General features: G+C 62.2%; 11 protein-coding genes, 2 tRNA genes, 2 rRNA genes and 2 pseudogenes. 11 read left to right on the top strand and 6 right to left on the bottom strand.

The features are described from left to right. Nucleotides 1-630 (bottom strand): response regulator, encoded by a 630-nt coding sequence (locus GT347_RS07975; RefSeq protein ID WP_160551452.1) that lies wholly within the window; start codon nt 628-630, stop codon nt 1-3. After that, nucleotides 627-1,670: a hybrid sensor histidine kinase/response regulator gene (locus GT347_RS07970; protein ID WP_160551451.1), complete on the bottom strand. Its 1,044-nt coding sequence runs from the start codon at nt 1,668-1,670 to the stop codon at nt 627-629. The genes GT347_RS07975 and GT347_RS07970 overlap by 4 nt, the downstream gene beginning before the upstream one ends. A 315-nt stretch (nt 1,671-1,985) precedes the next feature. On the opposite strand from GT347_RS07970, the gene GT347_RS07965 reads away from it, so the two are divergent. The 7 genes from GT347_RS07965 to GT347_RS07935 are packed head-to-tail and all read left to right on the top strand — an operon-like array spanning nt 1,986 to nt 8,256. After that, nucleotides 1,986-2,429 carry a hypothetical protein gene (locus tag GT347_RS07965; protein ID WP_160551450.1) on the top strand — a complete coding sequence of 148 codons (444 nt, stop codon included), beginning with the start codon at nt 1,986-1,988 and terminating at the stop codon, nt 2,427-2,429. 42 nt (nt 2,430-2,471) lie between these two features. Next, entirely contained in the window at nt 2,472-2,834 is a 363-nt protein-coding gene (locus GT347_RS07960; protein ID WP_160551449.1) for a response regulator, read from the top strand. 45 nt (nt 2,835-2,879) lie between these two features. Continuing rightward, nucleotides 2,880-5,075 (top strand): chemotaxis protein CheA, encoded by a 2,196-nt coding sequence (locus GT347_RS07955; protein WP_160551448.1) that lies wholly within the window; start codon nt 2,880-2,882, stop codon nt 5,073-5,075. A gap of 37 nt (nt 5,076-5,112) precedes the next feature. Beyond that, complete coding sequence (locus GT347_RS07950; protein ID WP_160551447.1) at nt 5,113-5,601, top strand: chemotaxis protein CheW; 489 nt, start codon at nt 5,113-5,115, stop codon at nt 5,599-5,601. Nucleotides 5,602-5,630: 29 nt separating this feature from the next. Next, on the top strand, nt 5,631-6,491 hold the full coding sequence (locus tag GT347_RS07945; RefSeq protein WP_160551446.1) for a CheR family methyltransferase: 861 nt from the start codon (nt 5,631-5,633) through the stop codon (nt 6,489-6,491). Continuing rightward, nucleotides 6,478-7,143, top strand: a complete 666-nt coding sequence (gene cheD, locus GT347_RS07940; RefSeq protein WP_229722791.1) for a chemoreceptor glutamine deamidase CheD — start codon at nt 6,478-6,480, stop codon at nt 7,141-7,143. The genes GT347_RS07945 and cheD overlap by 14 nt, the downstream gene beginning before the upstream one ends. A 15-nt stretch (nt 7,144-7,158) precedes the next feature. Next, complete coding sequence (locus tag GT347_RS07935; protein WP_160551444.1) at nt 7,159-8,256, top strand: protein-glutamate methylesterase/protein-glutamine glutaminase; 1,098 nt, start codon at nt 7,159-7,161, stop codon at nt 8,254-8,256. A gap of 28 nt (nt 8,257-8,284) precedes the next feature. On the opposite strand, the gene GT347_RS07930 is transcribed toward GT347_RS07935, so the two are convergent. The 4 genes and pseudogenes from GT347_RS07930 to GT347_RS28035 all read right to left on the bottom strand — a co-directional run. Continuing rightward, entirely contained in the window at nt 8,285-9,931 is a 1,647-nt protein-coding gene (locus GT347_RS07930; protein WP_160551443.1) for a phospholipase D-like domain-containing protein, read from the bottom strand. Nucleotides 9,932-10,024: 93 nt separating this feature from the next. Continuing rightward, complete coding sequence (locus tag GT347_RS28045) at nt 10,025-10,417, bottom strand: hypothetical protein (RefSeq protein WP_407704160.1); 393 nt, start codon at nt 10,415-10,417, stop codon at nt 10,025-10,027. A 177-nt stretch (nt 10,418-10,594) separates the two neighbouring features. Next, a pseudogene (locus GT347_RS28040) lies at nt 10,595-10,906 on the bottom strand (ATP-binding cassette domain-containing protein); the annotation flags it as partial. A 201-nt stretch (nt 10,907-11,107) separates the two neighbouring features. Further along, nucleotides 11,108-11,911 (bottom strand): annotated as a pseudogene (locus tag GT347_RS28035) (ABC-F family ATP-binding cassette domain-containing protein); the annotation flags it as partial. Nucleotides 11,912-12,398: 487 nt separating this feature from the next. Here GT347_RS28035 and GT347_RS07920 point away from each other — a divergent pair. The 4 genes from GT347_RS07920 to GT347_RS07905 all read left to right on the top strand — a co-directional run bounded on the left by GT347_RS07920 (nt 12,399) and on the right by GT347_RS07905 (nt 17,435). Continuing rightward, a 16S ribosomal RNA gene (locus tag GT347_RS07920) occupies nt 12,399-13,931 on the top strand. Between the two features lie 79 nt (nt 13,932-14,010). Next, nucleotides 14,011-14,087: transfer RNA gene (locus GT347_RS07915), tRNA-Ile, on the top strand. Nucleotides 14,088-14,129: 42 nt separating this feature from the next. Further along, a tRNA-Ala gene (locus GT347_RS07910) sits at nt 14,130-14,205 on the top strand. Between the two features lie 352 nt (nt 14,206-14,557). Further along, nucleotides 14,558-17,435 (top strand): 23S ribosomal RNA (locus tag GT347_RS07905). Together the 16S and 23S rRNA genes with 2 tRNA genes alongside form the textbook arrangement of a ribosomal RNA operon. Nucleotides 17,436-17,562 lie beyond the last annotated feature (127 nt).

Here is a 17,562-nt window from a genome sequence, read left to right as displayed (position 1 = left end):
TCAGACCAGCCCGTTGCGGATCGCGTAGACCGTCAGCTCGGCATTGTTCGACAGGCCCAGCTTCTCCATCACCCGGCTGCGGTAGACGCTGACCGTCTTGGGGCTGAGCATCAGCTCCTCGGCGATGTCCGACAGGCGCCGGCCGGAGGCGATCTTCAGCAGGGTCTGCAGCTCGCGCTCCGACAGGGTGGAGTGCGGCGATTCGGCCACCGGCTTGGCCACGCTCTCGGCCAGCATCTGCGCCACCTCGGGCGTCAGGTACTTGCGGCCCGAGGCCACGGTGCGCACCGCGGCGACCAGCTCGGCCGGGTCGCCGGCCTTGTTGATGTAGCCGAAGGCGCCGGCGCGCAGGCAGCGGATGGCGTATTGGTCTTCCGGGTACATGGAGACCACCAGCACGCGGATCGTGACGTCGGTTTCCTTCAGCGTGGCCAGCACTTCCAGGCCGCCGCGGCCGGGCATGCTGAGGTCCAGCAGCAGCACGTCGCAGGGCTGGGTGCGCAGGGCTTCGCGCAGCTCGGCATAGCTGCCGACGTCGGCGGTGACGGTCACGTCGACCGCGTCGGCCAGGGTGTCGCGGATGCCGCGGCGCACCAGCGCATGGTCGTCGCACAGCATGACGCGGATCATGGCGCTTCTCCTTCGGTGGCGGCGGCAGCGGAGGCGGGATCGAGCGGCACCGACAGGATGATGGAGGTGCCGCCGCCCGGGCGGGCGCTGACGTCCATCCAGCCGCCCACGGTGCGGGCGCGTTCCTGCAGGCCGCGCAGGCCGAAGGCGCGCGGCTTGTCGAGCATCTGCGCGGGCAGGCCGGCGCCGTTGTCGGCGATCTCCAGGGTCAGCACGCCTTCTCCGTCGGTCAGTTCGATGCGGACTTCGGTGCTCTCGGGTGCGTGTTTGATGATGTTGGTCAGGGCTTCTTGCGCGGTGCGGTAGGCGGCCAGTTCGACCGTGGGGGGCAGGGCGATGCGTTCGGCAGGCGCCAGGATGCGCACCGGCGTGGCGGTGCGGCGGGTGAAATTGTCGGCCAGCCACTGGATGGCGGCGCCTATGCCCTGCTCCAGCACCGGCGGGCGCAGGTTCATCATGATGCGCTGGCTGGCGTCCATGGCGTGGCGCAGCATGTCGACGCCGGCCTGGGCATGGCGCTGCATCTCCTCGTTCTCGGCATGGCGCACGATCCAGGCCAGGTCGAACTTGACAGCCGCCAGCGATCCGCCGATGTCGTCGTGGATCTCGCGCGAGATGGCGGCGCGCTCCTGCTCGATGCTCTGCTGCAGGTGTTCGGTGAGTTCGGCCAGGCGGCGCTCCGACACCGCCAGTTCGCGGTCGGCCTGCTCCCGGGCGCGCTGCGCGCTGCGGAAATCGATGGCCCGGGCGATCACGTGGGGCAGCTTGGCGATGTCGTCCTTGAGCAGGTAGTCGCTGATGCCGCGGCGGATCGCATTGACCGCGGCCGCCTCGCCGATGGCGCCCGACAGCACCACGAAGGGCGGGGTGTCGCGCTGGCTGGTGCCGATGGCGTTCCAGGCATCCAGGGCGGTGAAGCCGGCCAGGTTGTAGTCGGCGATCAGCACGTCGAAGCTGTGCTCGTCCAGCGCCTGCAGCAGGGCCTCCAGGGTCTCCACCCGCTTCAGCTCGAAAGGCCGGCCGGCGCGCTGCAGCGTCATGCGCACCAGCGCATGGTCGGTCGGCGAATCCTCCAGGTGCAGGATGCGCAGGGGGAGAGGGGGTCATCTGCCATGCATGAAGTTTCCTGACGCGAGGCCATCATTTCACGAAGGCGCATTCATGCGCATGGTTGCTAGTGGGTGATTACAACAAACCATATAAAAATGCGTGAAGTCTGCCTTAATTGTGCCGATATGTATGCGTAAGATAGAGGCATCCGTAACCGGTCTGCCTCGACCCACCGACACCCGTGGCATTTGCTCAGGACGCAGTCGCAGCCCCGCTGCAAGGCGTCCCGCAAGGATGGAGATTCGATGCAAACACCGCTCGCCCCCGATGGCGGTCCTGCCGTGCAAATACCGCTGATGGTGGTCGCCGAAGTGCAGGATTCGCTGTTGGTCGTCATGCACGACCTGCAACGCCTGCAAGGGCTTCTGTCCCACGCCTGCGACAACCTGATGGACCGCTTCGGCGAGGCCAACACGCATCTGGCGCCGATCCAGACGCAGGCCGACGGCGTGCCCGGCGCGCTGGATTCGCTGCGCGCCGCCATCACCGAGCTGCAGTTCCAGGACATGGCCTCGCAGCTCATCGTCCATACCACCCGGGTGCTGCAGGGCTGTGCCTTCCGCCTGGCAGCCGAATCGATGGGGCAGGAAGAGGGCGAGGAGGCGAGCCCCTTCACCGACATCCAGCCCGAACGCCCCAATCCGGTCACGCAGAGCGAGATGGACGCCGGTTCCATCGAGCTGTTCTGACCGCCCTCACGCATCGCCCATACGTTAGCTGGAGCCAAATACATGTTTTCGATCCTCGCTGTTGATGACTCACCATCCATGCGAAAAATGGTTTCTTTCACCCTGAGCGGCGCCGGCTACCACGTGGTGGAGGCGGTGGACGGCCAGGACGCCTTCGAGAAGGCCCAGACCGAGAAGATCGACCTGGTGCTGGCCGACCAGAACATGCCGCGCCTCGACGGCATCGGCCTGACCCGCCTGCTGCGCGAGAACCCGAAATTCAAGACCACGCCCATCCTGATCCTGACCACCGAGTCCAGCGACCAGATGAAGCAGGCCGGCCGCGCCGCCGGTGCCACCGGCTGGCTGGTCAAGCCTTTCGATCCGAACCGCCTGATCGAAGTCATCCAGAAAGTCATCCGCTGAGCGCGGCGCCGGGAGCGTAGAAGATGAAGAACTTGGGAGCCTTCAATGGCTGACGTGCAAAGTGCTGGCGGCGGGGCCGATTTCGACCTGAGCCAGTTCTACGAAATCTTTTTCGAGGAAGCCGGCGAGAACCTCGACCAGATGGAGCAGATGCTGCTCAACCTGGACCTCGCCCATGCGGACGACGAGGAGCTCAACGGCATCTTCCGTTGCGCGCATTCGATCAAGGGCGGTGCGGCGACCTTCGGTTTCTCCGATGTGGCCGAGCTGACCCACCACATGGAGTCGCTGCTGGACAAGCTGCGGCGCCACGAGCTGCAGCCGGTGCCGGCGATGGTGGATGTGCTGCTGGAATCGGCCGACGCATCGCGCAGCCTGCTGGCGCGCCACCAGTCGGGCGATGAAGGCGAATCGCCCGACACCTCGGACCTGGTCCGCCGCATCGCCGGCCTGGCCGCCGGCCAGGCGCCGCAAGCCGCCGCCGCGCCGGCACCCGCGCCAGTGGCGGCGCCCGCGCCGGCACCGGCACCGGTGGCAGCCGCTCCGGCGCCCGCGCCAGCGCCCGCAGCTGCTGCACCGGCCCCCGCCGCGGCCAGCGGCCAGCGTTCGATCGAGATCCACGTCGGCCCGCTGGAGCGGCCCGACCAGGCCGATGCGATCCGCGAACTGTTCCGCGACATCCCGGGCCTGGGCACCATCGAGGCGCTGCCTTCGGTGGAGCCGGACATGCGCTCCTTCGCGGTCGAGACCGCCTCTTCCGACGCCGACCTGCTCGACCTGTTCGTCTTTCACGTGGCCAAGGAGCAGGTGCGCATCCTGCCGCGCGCGCCGCAGGAGCCGGTGGCTTCGGAGAATCCGGCGGAGCCCGCCGAGCCGGTGGACCCGGATGTGGTCGAGGCGGAGGCCGCGGCCAAGCGCCCCTTCGGCTTCTTCCACGACGCGCCCGGCTCGCCGATCGCTTCCTTCGGCCTGTTCGAGGGCGCGCCCGGCGTGCCCGAGGGCGAGCCGACCAGCTCCACCGCCGTGGCCGCGCCGCGCGCCGCCGCCGCCACTGCCAAGTCGAACCAGACGCAGCTCGAAGCCAGCAGCATCCGCGTGGCGGTGAGCAAGGTCGACCAGCTGATCAACCTGGTCGGCGAACTGGTGATCACCCAGGCCATGCTGGCGCAGAACAGCCAGGGCCTGGATCCTGCGCAGTACCAGCAGCTGATGAGCGGCCTGGCCGACCTGGACCGCAACACCCGCGATCTGCAGGAATCGGTCATGTCGATCCGCATGATCCCGATGTCCACCGTGTTCAGCCGCTTCCCGCGCATGCTGCGCGACCTGGCCAACAAGCTGGGCAAGAAGGTGGACCTGGTCACGCAGGGCGAAGCCACCGAGCTGGACAAGAGCCTGGTCGAGAAGATCACCGATCCGCTGACCCACCTGGTGCGCAACAGCTGCGACCACGGCATCGAACTGCCGGAAGTGCGGCTGGCCAACGGCAAGTCCGAGACCGGCACCATCACCCTGTCGGCCTCCCACCAGGGCGGCTCCATCGTGATCGAGGTGCGCGACGACGGCCGCGGCCTGTCGCGCCAGAAGATCCTGCAGAAGGCGCAGGAGCGCGGCATCGAGGTGTCGGACCAGATGTCCGACAGCGATGTCTGGAACCTGATCTTCGCGCCCGGCTTCTCGACGGCCGAGCAGGTCACCGACGTGTCCGGCCGCGGTGTCGGCATGGACGTGGTGAAGAAGAACATCCACTCGCTGGGCGGCTCGGTCGACATCGACTCGGTGGACGGCTACGGCATGAAGGTCTCGGTGCGGCTGCCGCTGACGCTGGCCATCATGGACGGCATGTCGGTGCGTGTCGGCGAGGAGGTCTACATCCTGCCGCTGTCCTCGGTGATCGAATCCTTCCAGGTCGAACCCGAGACGGTCAGCACCATCGCCCAGGGCTCGCAGCTGGTGAAGGTGCGCTCCGACTACATGCCGGTGGTGGCGCTGGAACGTTTGTTCCAGGTGCCGCGCCCGGCCGGCGCTGCGGACAGCACCATCATGGTGGTGATCGAGGCCGACGGCAGCCGAGTGGCGCTGGCGGTGGACGAACTGCTGGGCCAGCACCAGGTGGTGGTGAAGAACCTGGAAACCAATTACCGGCGGGTGTCGAACATCTCGGGCGCGACCATCCTGGGCGATGGCAAGGTGGCGCTGATCCTGGATACCGGCGGCCTGGTCCGCCGCGCGCGCCACTGAGCGCCGACGACCCCATAGCGCAAGAAAGGAAGATCAGATGAGCTTGAACGGAAAAATGGACGAAGGCGCGGCCAAGGGCACCAGGGAGTACCTGACCTTCCGCCTGGACAAGGAAGAGTACGGCATCGACATCCTGAAGGTGCAGGAGATCCGCGGCTACGAGCCGCCGACCCGCATCGCCAATGCGCCGGCCTTCATCAAGGGCGTGGTCAACCTGCGCGGCACCATCGTGCCGATCGTGGACATGCGCCTGAAGTTCAACTGCGAGCAGGCCGACTACAACAGCTTCACCGTGGTCATCATCCTGAACCTGCGCAACCGCGTGGTCGGCATCGTGGTGGACTCGGTGAGCGACGTGCTGGAGCTGAGCCCGGACAACATCAAGGCCGCGCCCGAGATCGAAAGCGTGATCGACAACGGCTGCATCCTGGGCCTGGGCTCGGTCGGCGAACGCATGCTGATCCTGCTGGACATCGAGAAACTCATGTCGAGCGTCGACATGGGCCTCGTGCCGGCCGAAGCCTGAAGGCCGGATCTTTCCGAGCCCCGTCACCCATGGCCGCCGTGCGCGAACGCTCTGCTCCCTCCACCGGCGGATCGGTGCCCACCCAGAACCGTGAGTTCACCTGGACCGACCGGGACTTCGACCGCGTCCGCGAACTCATCTACCAGCGCGCCGGCATCGACCTGCAGGCGGGCAAGCATGCGATGGTCTACAGCCGGCTGTCGCGCCGGCTGCGCGAGACGGGGCATTCGAGCTTCGCCGAATACCTCACCTGGCTGGAGCGCACCGACGGGCCGGAGTGGCAGGAGTTCGTCAACGCGCTCACCACCAACCTGACCTCCTTCTTCCGCGAGCAGCACCATTTCGAGATCCTGGCCGACCTGCTCAGGCAGCGGCCTGCCGGACCATGGAACATGTGGTGCAACGCGGCCTCGACCGGCGAGGAGCCTTATTCCATCGTGATGACGGCGGCCGAGGCGCTGGGCAACGGCGGCAAGTTCAAGCTCAGCGCCAGCGACATCGATTCCAAGGTGCTGGCCACGGCCGCCAACGGCGTGTATCGGGCCGATGCGATCAAGGGCCTTTCGCAGGCGCAGCTGCAGCGCTTCTGCCTGCGCGGCAAGAACGGCAATGCGGGCTTGGTGCGCATGCGGCCCGAGCTGCGCTCGGCCATCGACTTCCTGAGTGTCAACCTGATCCGCGACGACTGGCCCTTCAAGGACCCGTTCGACGTGGTGTTCTGCCGGAACGTGATGATCTATTTCGACGGACCCACCCAGCGCAGCGTGCTCGAACGCATCCACCGTGTGATGAAACCCGGCGCCATGCTTTTCGTCGGCCATGCCGAGAACTTCAGCGACTCGCGTGACCTGTTCACCCTGCGCGGAAAGACCGTCTATGAACGCCGCTGAGGCACTGGCCCAACGTCCCGGATCGCGCGCGCCCGGCTCTTCGCTGGAGGTTTTGAAGTCGACCCGGCGCAAGGCCGGCGAGGCCTCCTTCTTCTACTTCGACCACCACTTCCAGCACAACGCGGTGAAGGTGCTGCCGGGCGAGTACTTCGTCTCCAACGAGCAGGTGGTCATCATGACCGTGCTCGGTTCCTGCATCGCCGCCTGCCTGTGGGACAGCCGCGCCGGGGTCGGCGGCATGAACCACTTCATGCTGCCCGAGAGCGATGCGTCGGACGTGTCCGGCCGCTACGGCTCCTATGCGATGGAGTTGCTGATCAACGAGATGATGAAGGCCGGCGCGAGGCGCGAGAGCCTGCAGGCCAAGATCTTCGGCGGCGCGCAGGTGATGGCCGGCTTCACCACCATGAACGTGGGCGAGCGCAACACCGCCTTCGTGCAGGAGTACCTGCGCACCGAACGCATTCCGCTGCTGGCCGAGGATGTGCTGGACATCTGCCCGCGCAAGGTCTGCTTCTTTCCGACGACCGGCAAGGCCATGGTCAAGCGCCTGGCGCATGCCCATCCCGAATCCCTGCTCAGCCAGGAACGGCGCGGCAACGCGGCGACGGTCGCGCAGACCACCTCGGGTGGCTCGGTCGACCTGTTCTAAAAATAACGAATTCCCATGAACAAGATCAGTGTCATCGTCGTGGACGACTCGGCCCTGGTGCGCAGCCTGCTGTCGGAAATCATCAACCGCCAGCCTGACATGAGCTGCATAGGCACGGCCAATGATCCGCTGGTGGCGCGCGAGATGATCCGCGAACGCAATCCGGATGTGATCACCCTCGACGTGGAGATGCCGCGCATGGACGGCATCGACTTCCTGGGCCGGCTGATGCGGCTGCGGCCGATGCCGGTGGTGATGATCTCCACCCTGACCGACCGCGGCGCCGAAGTGACGATGCGGGCGCTGGAGCTGGGCGCGGTCGATTTCGTGGCCAAGCCGCGTGTCGGCGTGGCCTCGGGGCTGAAGGACCTGTCCGAGCAGATCGTGGAGAAGATCCGCATCGCCGCCAAGGCCAAGGTGCGGCGTGCACCGGTGGCGGCAACGCCTGCGGCCGCGGCACCGGGTGCGGCGCCGGTAGCGGCGCCGCCTTCGAGCGCGGCGCTGCTGGGCCGGGTCTCGACCGAGAAACTCATCTTCATCGGTGCCTCGACCGGCGGCACCGAGGCGATCCGCCACATCCTGGTGGCGCTGCCGGCCGACTGCCCGGCCATCGCCATCACCCAGCACATGCCACCGGGTTTCACCGCCAGCTTCGCGCAGCGGCTGGACTCGCAGTGCAGGATCTCGGTGAAGGAAGCCGTCGACGGCGAGCGCATCCTGCCCGGCCATGCCTACATCGCACCGGGCGGCCGGCAGTTCAGCATCGGTCGCAGTGGCGCCAACTATGTGGCGGTGGTGCAGGACACCGAGCCGGTCAACCGCCACAAGCCCTCGGTCGAGGTGCTGTTCCAGTCGGCGGCGCGGGTGGCGGGCCGCAATGCCTACGGCATCATGCTGACCGGCATGGGCGCCGACGGCGCCAAGGCCATGCGCGAGATGAAGGACGCCGGCAGCTACAACTACGTGCAGGACGAGGCCAGCTGCATCGTCTTCGGCATGCCGCGCGAGGCGATCGCCCATGGAGCCGCCAACGAGGTGCTGCCGCTGGACCAGATCGCGGCGGCGCTGATCCTGAAGCTGCGCTCGGGCAACGAGGTTCGGCACCGCGTCTGAGCGTGCCGCCTGTTGCGCCCGCCGCGGGCTAGAGCATTTCTTCCGGCGCGAAGGGGCCGGCGATATCCACCATCAGCTTGAGGCTGGTGCTGGCATCGGGCTCGGAAGTGAGCACCTGGCCGGCGCGCTCCTTGTCCGATGCGGGCACATGCCAGACGAGTCTTCCGTCCTGCATGGCCGGGCGGTAACTGTCCTGCAGCGCCTGCTCGATCGCCGGCGTGAGTTCCCCCGACAGGCTGCGGCTGCGGATGACGATGGCCTGCTCGGTGTTCTGCAGCGCCGAGCGCAGGTCCAGGTTCATGGTGCCGACGACCAGCAGCCGCCCATCCATCACCAGCGTCTTGGCATGCAGGCTGGAGCGCGACTGCGGCGTGGAGCCGAGGAAGCGGCGCTCGGTCTCGCCCATGGCCTTCAGTTCGTAGAGTTCGATGCCCAGGGCCAGCAGCGCCTTGCGGTAGCGGGCATACCCCACATGGGCCAGCGGCGCGTCGTTGGACGCAAGCGAGTTGGTGAGCACCCGGATGCGCACGCCACGGGCGCGTATGCCTTCGAAGGCCTTCATCATCTCGGCGCCGGGCACGAAGTAGGGCGAGACGATCAGCAGGTCGGACTTCGCCCGCTGGATCAGGTTGATCATGCCGTCGACCACGGTTTCGTCTTCGTCGTCCGGTTCGTCGCCGCTGATCTTTTCGGGGTGGTCGGCCACGTAGGTCGCCGGCGCCCAGTTCAGTTTCAGCGTGCCTTTTTCGATGTCCTGGGCGATGCCGGCCGAGCCGGGTACCGGGCGTGCGGAGTCCGGTTCCGCGGGGGCGGCGGCGGCGGATGTGTCTGCCGGATGGCTCTCGCCGCCTTGCGCCGGTGCGGCGTCGGGTTGCGGCTTGCGTTTGCGGTCCAGCGACTGGCGTTCCTGCTGCGTGAGCAGCGTCGCGGCGGGATAGGCCAGCGGATTGTTCCAGTAGGCGTCGAAGGTGCCGGAGATCTGGCGCACCAGTGCGCCCGCGACCAGCACGTCGAGGTCGAGGAAGTTGCTCTTGCTGTCCTGCCCGAAGTACTCGTCGCCCAGGTTGCGGCCGCCGGTGACGGCCAGCACGTTGTCGGCGATGAGGGCCTTGTTGTGCATGCGCTGCTGGATGCGCTGGAAGTCGAACAGGGCCGTGAAAAGGCGCCCGGGCTGCCAGTTGCGCGGGCCCTGCACCGGGTTGAACAGGCGCACCTCGATGCCCGGCACCTCGTCCATGCGCAGCACCCTGGCGTTCTCGCCGCCGGCGTTGAAGTCGTCGATCAGCATGCGCACCCGCACGCCTCGCGCGGCGGCCGCGCGCACGCGCTGCAGCAGCGCTTCGGTGGAGCGGTCGTAGTGGATGCTGTAGTACTGCAGGTCGATGGTCTTCTCGGCCGTGTCGATCAGGGCCAGCCGCGCACCGTAGGCGCTTTCGACATCGCCCAGCAAACGAAAGCCCGCGCGGTGGCGGGCCTGGGTGTCGGTGGGGGCGTCGGCCGCGATGCGGGTCGCCAGCGTGGTCGCCGACGGATCCTGCAGGGCCTTGGATTCGACGCGGCCCTCGTTGGCCGGCAGCCCGGCGCAACCCGACAGGAGGGCTGCGAACCCGAGGGCGGCAAGAGCAGAACAGGAGGCCCGGCGCAGGTGCGGGGAGAGAACGGAAGCGACGGGCATGGGAGGCGAGGGGAGCTGGCCGGAGCGGTCCGCCGACTGTAGGGACGGCCGGCCGCCCGGTCTGTCGGACGATGCGCCAGCCGCCCCCGGGCCTCAGGCCGACAGCTGGTCCCAGCGTTCCAGCGCGCCCAGCAGCAGTTCGTCGATCTCGGCCGTGCGCTGCGCCAGCGTGGTGGCGCGTGCCGCATCCTTGGCATAGATGGAGCCGTCCGCCAGGACATCGGCGATCTCCTTCTGCTCGGCTTCCAGCGTGGCGATGGTCTGCGGCAGCTCGGTCAACTCGCGCTGCTCCTTGAAGCTGAGCTTGCGTTTGGACGCGGCGGGCGCCGGGGCCGGTGCGGGGGCAGGTGCCGCCTTGGGCGCGGCGGCCGGCGGCGTCGGCGCGCTGGTCTGGCGCTGGGCGATCTCGCGCGCACGGCGCGACTGGAGCAGCCAGTCCTCGATGCCGCCTTCATATTCGCGCCAGAGCCCGTTGCCCTCGGCCACGACCAGGCTGGTCACCACGTTGTCCAGAAAGGTCCTGTCATGGCTGACCAGGAACACCGTGCCCTCGTAGTTCTGCAGCAGGTCTTCCAGCAGTTCGAGGGTGTCGATGTCCAGGTCGTTGGTCGGCTCGTCGAGCACCAGCACATTGACCGGACGCGCGAAGAGGCGCGCCAGCAGCAGCCGGTTGCGTTCACCGCCCGAGAGCGAGCGCACCGGCGAGTTGGCGCGTGCGGGCGCGAAGAGGAAGTCGCTCAGGTAGCTCTTGACGTGCTTGCGCTGGTTGCCGATCTCGATCCATTCGCTGCCGGGGCTGATGAAGTCCTCCAGCGTGGCGTCGAGGTCGAGCTTGTCGCGCATCTGGTCGAAATAGGCCACTTCCAGGTTGGAGCCCTGGCGGATCTTGCCGCTGTCGGGCGCGAGTTCGCCCAGGATCATCTTGAGCAGCGTGGTCTTGCCCGCGCCGTTGGAGCCCACCAGGCCGATCTTGTCGCCACGCAGGATGGTGCCGCTGAAGCCGCGCACGATGTCGCGGTCGCCGTAACGCTTGCTGACGTCGGTCAGCTCCGCGACGATCTTGCCGGAGGACTGGCCGGAGGCCACATCCATGTTGACGCGGCCGACCGCGTCCCGCCGCACGGCGCGCTGGCTGCGCATGTCCTTGAGGCGCTCGATGCGGCTCTGGCTGCGGGTGCGGCGGGCCTCGACGCCCTTGCGGATCCAGATCTCTTCCTGGGCCAGCAGCTTGTCGGCCTTGGCGTTGATCACCGCTTCCTGGGCGAGCTGGTCGGCCTTCTGCGTCACGTAGGCGGCGAAGTTGCCGGGGTAGGAACGCAGCTGGCCACGGTCCAGTTCCACGATGCGGGTGGCGACACGGTCCAGGAAGGAGCGGTCATGGGTGATGGTGATGATGCTGCCCTTGAAGTCGATCAGCAGGTTCTCCAGCCATTCGATCGCATCGAGGTCCAGGTGGTTGGTGGGTTCGTCGAGCAGCAGCACGTCGGGCCGCGCCACCAGCGCCTGGGCCAGGGCCACACGCTTGCGCATGCCGCCAGAAAGGGTCGCGATGCGCGCTTCGGGCGAGAGGCGCAGGCGGTGCAGGGTTTCTTCCACCCGCTGTTCCCAGTTCCAGGCGTCGTAGGCCTCGATCTCCTGCTGCAGCAAATCCAGGTCGGCCTCCGGATCGCCTGATAGATAACGATCGCGCGCGGCGATGGCCGGCGCGATGCCCTGGGACACCGCCTCGAAGATGGTGGACTCCGGATCGAGGACCGGCTCCTGCGTCACATAGGAAGTGCGAATCCCCCTTTGCACCTGGAAGTTGCCGTCGTCGGCCTTCTCCAGGCCGCCCAGTATCTTGAGGAGGGACGACTTGCCCGCACCATTGCGCCCGATGAGGCCGACGCGTTCGGCGGACTCCAGGGCAAAGTCGGCGTGATCGAGGAGGGGGACATGGCCGAAGGCCAGTTGTGCATCAAGCAGCGTAAGAAGAGCCATGGGGACATTATCCGGTCCAAAGCGCTTGCGGGCTGAATTTCCTGTGCTATAGTCGCTGGCTCAGCACAACACAGTGCGCTGCTTTTGCAGCAAGTTGGTTGCGCTGAGCGGGTCGAAAAGTTTTTTACGGTTGTTTGACGAAAGTCGAAAAAGCAGTATAGAATTCGAGGCTCAGCAGAAAACGGCGAGTTAGAAGAAATTCAGCGAGTTGTTCGAAGCGAGTGAAAAAAAGTTTGACACGAACTTCAAAAACGGTGTAGAATTTAAGGCTCAGCTGATCGCAGCTAGCAGGCAAAACAGGGTAGCAAACGCTGCCGGGTTTTGCGGGAAATCTTTAAAAACTTACAGCCGATAAGCGTGGGCGTTTGAGAGGCGACTTGCCAAGGTTCACAGAACCAGAGAGTCTTAACTGACTCTCATCAAACGCTCATGAGAATAGAAGTGAAGTCACTTCAATTCCGTTTTTATGAGTAAAACAATCAAGATCGAACTGTAGAGTTTGATCCTGGCTCAGATTGAACGCTGGCGGCATGCCTTACACATGCAAGTCGAACGGTAACAGGTCTTCGGATGCTGACGAGTGGCGAACGGGTGAGTAATACATCGGAACGTGCCCGATCGTGGGGGATAACGCAGCGAAAGCTGTGCTAATACCGCATACGATCTACGGATGAAAGCGGGGGATCGCAAGACCTCGCGCGGACGGAGCGGCCGATGGCAGATTAGGTAGTTGGTGGGGTAAAGGCCTACCAAGCCTGCGATCTGTAGCTGGTCTGAGAGGACGACCAGCCACACTGGGACTGAGACACGGCCCAGACTCCTACGGGAGGCAGCAGTGGGGAATTTTGGACAATGGGCGCAAGCCTGATCCAGCAATGCCGCGTGCAGGATGAAGGCCTTCGGGTTGTAAACTGCTTTTGTACGGAACGAAAAGACTTGTCCTAATACGATGGGTCGATGACGGTACCGTAAGAATAAGCACCGGCTAACTACGTGCCAGCAGCCGCGGTAATACGTAGGGTGCAAGCGTTAATCGGAATTACTGGGCGTAAAGCGTGCGCAGGCGGTAATGTAAGACAGATGTGAAATCCCCGGGCTCAACCTGGGAACTGCATTTGTGACTGCATTGCTGGAGTGCGGCAGAGGGGGATGGAATTCCGCGTGTAGCAGTGAAATGCGTAGATATGCGGAGGAACACCGATGGCGAAGGCAATCCCCTGGGCCTGCACTGACGCTCATGCACGAAAGCGTGGGGAGCAAACAGGATTAGATACCCTGGTAGTCCACGCCCTAAACGATGTCAACTGGTTGTTGGGTCTTCATTGACTCAGTAACGAAGCTAACGCGTGAAGTTGACCGCCTGGGGAGTACGGCCGCAAGGTTGAAACTCAAAGGAATTGACGGGGACCCGCACAAGCGGTGGATGATGTGGTTTAATTCGATGCAACGCGAAAAACCTTACCCACCTTTGACATGTACGGAACTCGCCAGAGATGGCTTGGTGCTCGAAAGAGAACCGTAACACAGGTGCTGCATGGCTGTCGTCAGCTCGTGTCGTGAGATGTTGGGTTAAGTCCCGCAACGAGCGCAACCCTTGTCATTAGTTGCTACATTTAGTTGGGCACTCTAATGAGACTGCCGGTGATAAACCGGAGGAAGGTGGGGATGACGTCAAGTCCTCATGGCCCTTATAGGTGGGGCTACACACGTCATACAATGGCTGGTACAGAGGGTTGCCAACCCGCGAGGGGGAGCTAATCCCATAAAGCCAGTCGTAGTCCGGATCGCAGTCTGCAACTCGACTGCGTGAAGTCGGAATCGCTAGTAATCGCGGATCAGAATGTCGCGGTGAATACGTTCCCGGGTCTTGTACACACCGCCCGTCACACCATGGGAGCGGGTTCTGCCAGAAGTAGTTAGCCTAACCGTAAGGAGGGCGATTACCACGGCAGGGTTCGTGACTGGGGTGAAGTCGTAACAAGGTAGCCGTATCGGAAGGTGCGGCTGGATCACCTCCTTTCTGGAAAAACTAGCAGGTTTAGCGTTATTGAACGCCCACACTTATCGGTTGTTGGAAGAAGTCGAGTCACTCGGCGAATGGGTCTGTAGCTCAGCTGGTTAGAGCACTGTGTTGATAACGCAGGGGTCGTTGGTTCGAGCCCAACTAGACCCACCATTTCGGGTGACTGGATAGAAGAGATATGGCGTGAGGCCACTTGGGGGATTAGCTCAGCTGGGAGAGCACCTGCTTTGCAAGCAGGGGGTCGTCGGTTCGATCCCGTCATCCTCCACCATTCTTCTTCGAAGTCAACAATAGATACTTATGATTCTGGAATGAAATTCTGGGTTCAATACCAAAGCAGCTTTGCAAGAGGCTGTTTTGTTGTTGATCGTGATAGTGCGATTGATCGGCTGTTCTTTAAAAATTCATAGAGTCTAATCAGTGTTGCCGGCGGAAAGAGGGTTATCCCTCACCGTGCCGCCGGTGACATGAATTTTTGATTGCGTCAAAACGAATATTCAGACTAAGTCTGGAAATTCAAAGTATCGATCCGCAAGGGTCATACGGCATAACGCGTCAGGTGAAAGACCTGACAATTCCTTGATAGTGCGGCGATGTTTCGATGAGAGACGTCAAAGTTATAGGGTCAAGTGAATAAGAGCATGTGGTGGATGCCTTGGCGATGATAGGCGACGAAGGACGTGATAGCCTGCGATAAGCTTCGGGGAGCTGGCAAATTAGCTTTGATCCGGAGATTTCCGAATGGGGAAACCCACCTTTAGGGGTATCGCATGATGAATACATAGTCATGCGAGGCGAACCGGGTGAACTGAAACATCTCAGTAGCTCGAGGAAAAGACATCAACCGAGATTCCGAAAGTAGTGGCGAGCGAAATCGGAAGAGCCTGCTGGTGATAGCACGACGGTTAGCAAAATGATCTGGAAAGGTCAGCCATAGCAGGTGATAGCCCTGTATGCGAAAACCGACGTGTGGTACTAGGCCAGCGACAAGTAGGGCGGGACACGTGTAATCCTGTCTGAATATGGGGGGACCATCCTCCAAGGCTAAATACTCATCATCGACCGATAGTGAACTAGTACCGTGAGGGAAAGGCGAAAAGAACCCCGGGAGGGGAGTGAAATAGATCCTGAAACCGCATGCTTACAAAAAGTAGGAGCCCGCAAGGGTGACTGCGTACCTTTTGTATAATGGGTCAGCGACTTACATTCAGTGGCAAGGTTAACCGAATAGGGAAGCCGTAGAGAAATCGAGTCCGAATAGGGCGTCCAGTCGCTGGGTGTAGACCCGAAACCAAGTGATCTATCCATGGCCAGGATGAAGGTGCCGTAACAGGTACTGGAGGTCCGAACCGACTAGTGTTGCAAAACTAGCGGATGAGCTGTGGATAGGGGTGAAAGGCTAAACAAACTTGGAAATAGCTGGTTCTCTCCGAAAACTATTTAGGTAGTGCCTCAAGTATTACCTGCGGGGGTAGAGCACTGTTTTGGCTAGGGGGTCATGGCGACTTACCAAACCAAGGCAAACTCCGAATACCGCAGAGTACAGCTTGGGAGACAGAGCACCGGGTGCTAACGTCCGGACTCAAGAGGGAAACAACCCAGACCGCCAGCTAAGGTCCCTAAAATTGGCTAAGTGGGAAACGAAGTGGGAAGGCTAAAACAGTCAGGATGTTGGCTTAGAAGCAGCCATCATTTAAAGAAAGCGTAATAGCTCACTGATCGAGTCGTCCTGCGCGGAAGATGTAACGGGGCTAAGCCAGTTACCGAAGCTGCGGATGTGTCATTTATGGCACGTGGTAGGAGAGCGTTCTGTAGGCCTGTGAAGGTGTCTTGTAAAGGATGCTGGAGGTATCAGAAGTGCGAATGCTGACATGAGTAGCGTTAAAGGGGGTGAAAAGCCCCCTCGCCGTAAGCGCAAGGTTTTCTACGCAACGTTCATCGGCGTAGAGTGAGTCGGCCCCTAAGGCGAGGCAGAGATGCGTAGCTGATGGGAAACAGGTCAATATTCCTGTACCGATCAATAGTGCGATGTGGGGACGGAGAAGGTTAGCTCAGCCAACTGTTGGACATGTTGGTTCAAGCCTGTAGTCGTGCCTGGTAGGCAAATCCGCCGGGCTTAGATGAGGGGTGATAACGAGTCTGCTTGCAGACGAAGTGAGTGATACCCTGCTTCCAGGAAAAGCCACTAAGCTTCAGCTATTGACGACCGTACCGCAAACCGACACTGGTGCGCGAGATGAGTATTCTAAGGCGCTTGAGAGAACTCGGGAGAAGGAACTCGGCAAATTGACACCGTAACTTCGGAAGAAGGTGTGCCTTTAGTAGGTGAAGGGATTTACTCCTGGAGCCCAATGAGGTTGCAAAAAATCGGTGGCTGCGACTGTTTATTAAAAACACAGCACTCTGCAAACACGAAAGTGGACGTATAGGGTGTGACGCCTGCCCGGTGCTGGAAGATTAAATGATGGGGTGCAAGCTCTTGATTGAAGTCCCAGTAAACGGCGGCCGTAACTATAACGGTCCTAAGGTAGCGAAATTCCTTGTCGGGTAAGTTCCGACCTGCACGAATGGCGTAACGATGGCCACACTGTCTCCTCCCGAGACTCAGCGAAGTTGAAATGTTTGTGATGATGCAATCTCCCCGCGGAAAGACGGAAAGACCCCATGAACCTTTACTGTAGCTTTGTATTGGACTTTGAACGGATCTGTGTAGGATAGGTGGGAGGCTTTGAAGTGCGGTCGCTAGATCGCATGGAGCCAACGTTGAAATACCACCCTGGTGCGTTTGAGGTTCTAACCTAGGTCCATTATCTGGATCGGGGACAGTGCATGGTAGGCAGTTTGACTGGGGCGGTCTCCTCCCAAAGCGTAACGGAGGAGTTCGAAGGTACGCTAGTTACGGTCGGACATCGTGACGATAGTGCAATGGCATAAGCGTGCTTAACTGCGAGACTGACAAGTCGAGCAGATGCGAAAGCAGGACATAGTGATCCGGTGGTTCTGTATGGAAGGGCCATCGCTCAACGGATAAAAGGTACTCTGGGGATAACAGGCTGATACCGCCCAAGAGTTCATATCGACGGCGGTGTTTGGCACCTCGATGTCGGCTCATCTCATCCTGGGGCTGTAGCCGGTCCCAAGGGTATGGCTGTTCGCCATTTAAAGAGGTACGTGAGCTGGGTTTAAAACGTCGTGAGACAGTTTGGTCCCTATCTTCCGTGGGCGCTGCAGATTTGAGGAAGCCTGCTCCTAGTACGAGAGGACCGGAGTGGACGCACCTCTGGTGTATCGGTTGTCACGCCAGTGGCATTGCCGAGTAGCTAAGTGCGGAAGAGATAACCGCTGAAAGCATCTAAGCGGGAAACTCGTTTCAAGATAAGATCTGCCGGGGCCTTGAGCCCCCTGAAGAGTCGTTCTAGACCAGGACGTTGATAGGTCAGGTGTGGAAGCGCAGTAATGCGTTAAGCTAACTGATACTAATTGCTCGTGCGGCTTGACCCTATAACTTTGATACACTGCCAACGCAGATATCAGGGTGTTATGCCAAGACGTAATCAAAACACTCAAACTGATTTGACTCTATGAATTCGCTGTCCTGACCTCAAAACCAGGACGGCAACCCTTTATG

This window comes from Xylophilus rhododendri (assembly GCF_009906855.1).
GTDB classification, from domain to species: Bacteria; Pseudomonadota; Gammaproteobacteria; order Burkholderiales; family Burkholderiaceae_C; genus Xylophilus; species Xylophilus rhododendri.
This window is presented reverse-complemented; position numbering and strand designations above follow the sequence as displayed.

Coding starts and splice junctions, on each gene's coding strand:
- GT347_RS07975 (WP_160551452.1), bottom strand. CDS start 630: ATGATCCGCGTCATGCTGTGCGACGACCATGCGCTGGTGCGCCGCGGC.
- GT347_RS07970 (WP_160551451.1), bottom strand. CDS start 1,670: ATGACGCTGCAGCGCGCCGGCCGGCCTTTCGAGCTGAAGCGGGTGGAG.
- GT347_RS07965 (WP_160551450.1), top strand. CDS start 1,986: ATGCAAACACCGCTCGCCCCCGATGGCGGTCCTGCCGTGCAAATACCG.
- GT347_RS07960 (WP_160551449.1), top strand. CDS start 2,472: ATGTTTTCGATCCTCGCTGTTGATGACTCACCATCCATGCGAAAAATG.
- GT347_RS07955 (WP_160551448.1), top strand. CDS start 2,880: ATGGCTGACGTGCAAAGTGCTGGCGGCGGGGCCGATTTCGACCTGAGC.
- GT347_RS07950 (WP_160551447.1), top strand. CDS start 5,113: ATGAGCTTGAACGGAAAAATGGACGAAGGCGCGGCCAAGGGCACCAGG.
- GT347_RS07945 (WP_160551446.1), top strand. CDS start 5,631: ATGGCCGCCGTGCGCGAACGCTCTGCTCCCTCCACCGGCGGATCGGTG.
- cheD (WP_229722791.1), top strand. CDS start 6,478: ATGAACGCCGCTGAGGCACTGGCCCAACGTCCCGGATCGCGCGCGCCC.
- GT347_RS07935 (WP_160551444.1), top strand. CDS start 7,159: ATGAACAAGATCAGTGTCATCGTCGTGGACGACTCGGCCCTGGTGCGC.
- GT347_RS07930 (WP_160551443.1), bottom strand. CDS start 9,931: ATGCCCGTCGCTTCCGTTCTCTCCCCGCACCTGCGCCGGGCCTCCTGT.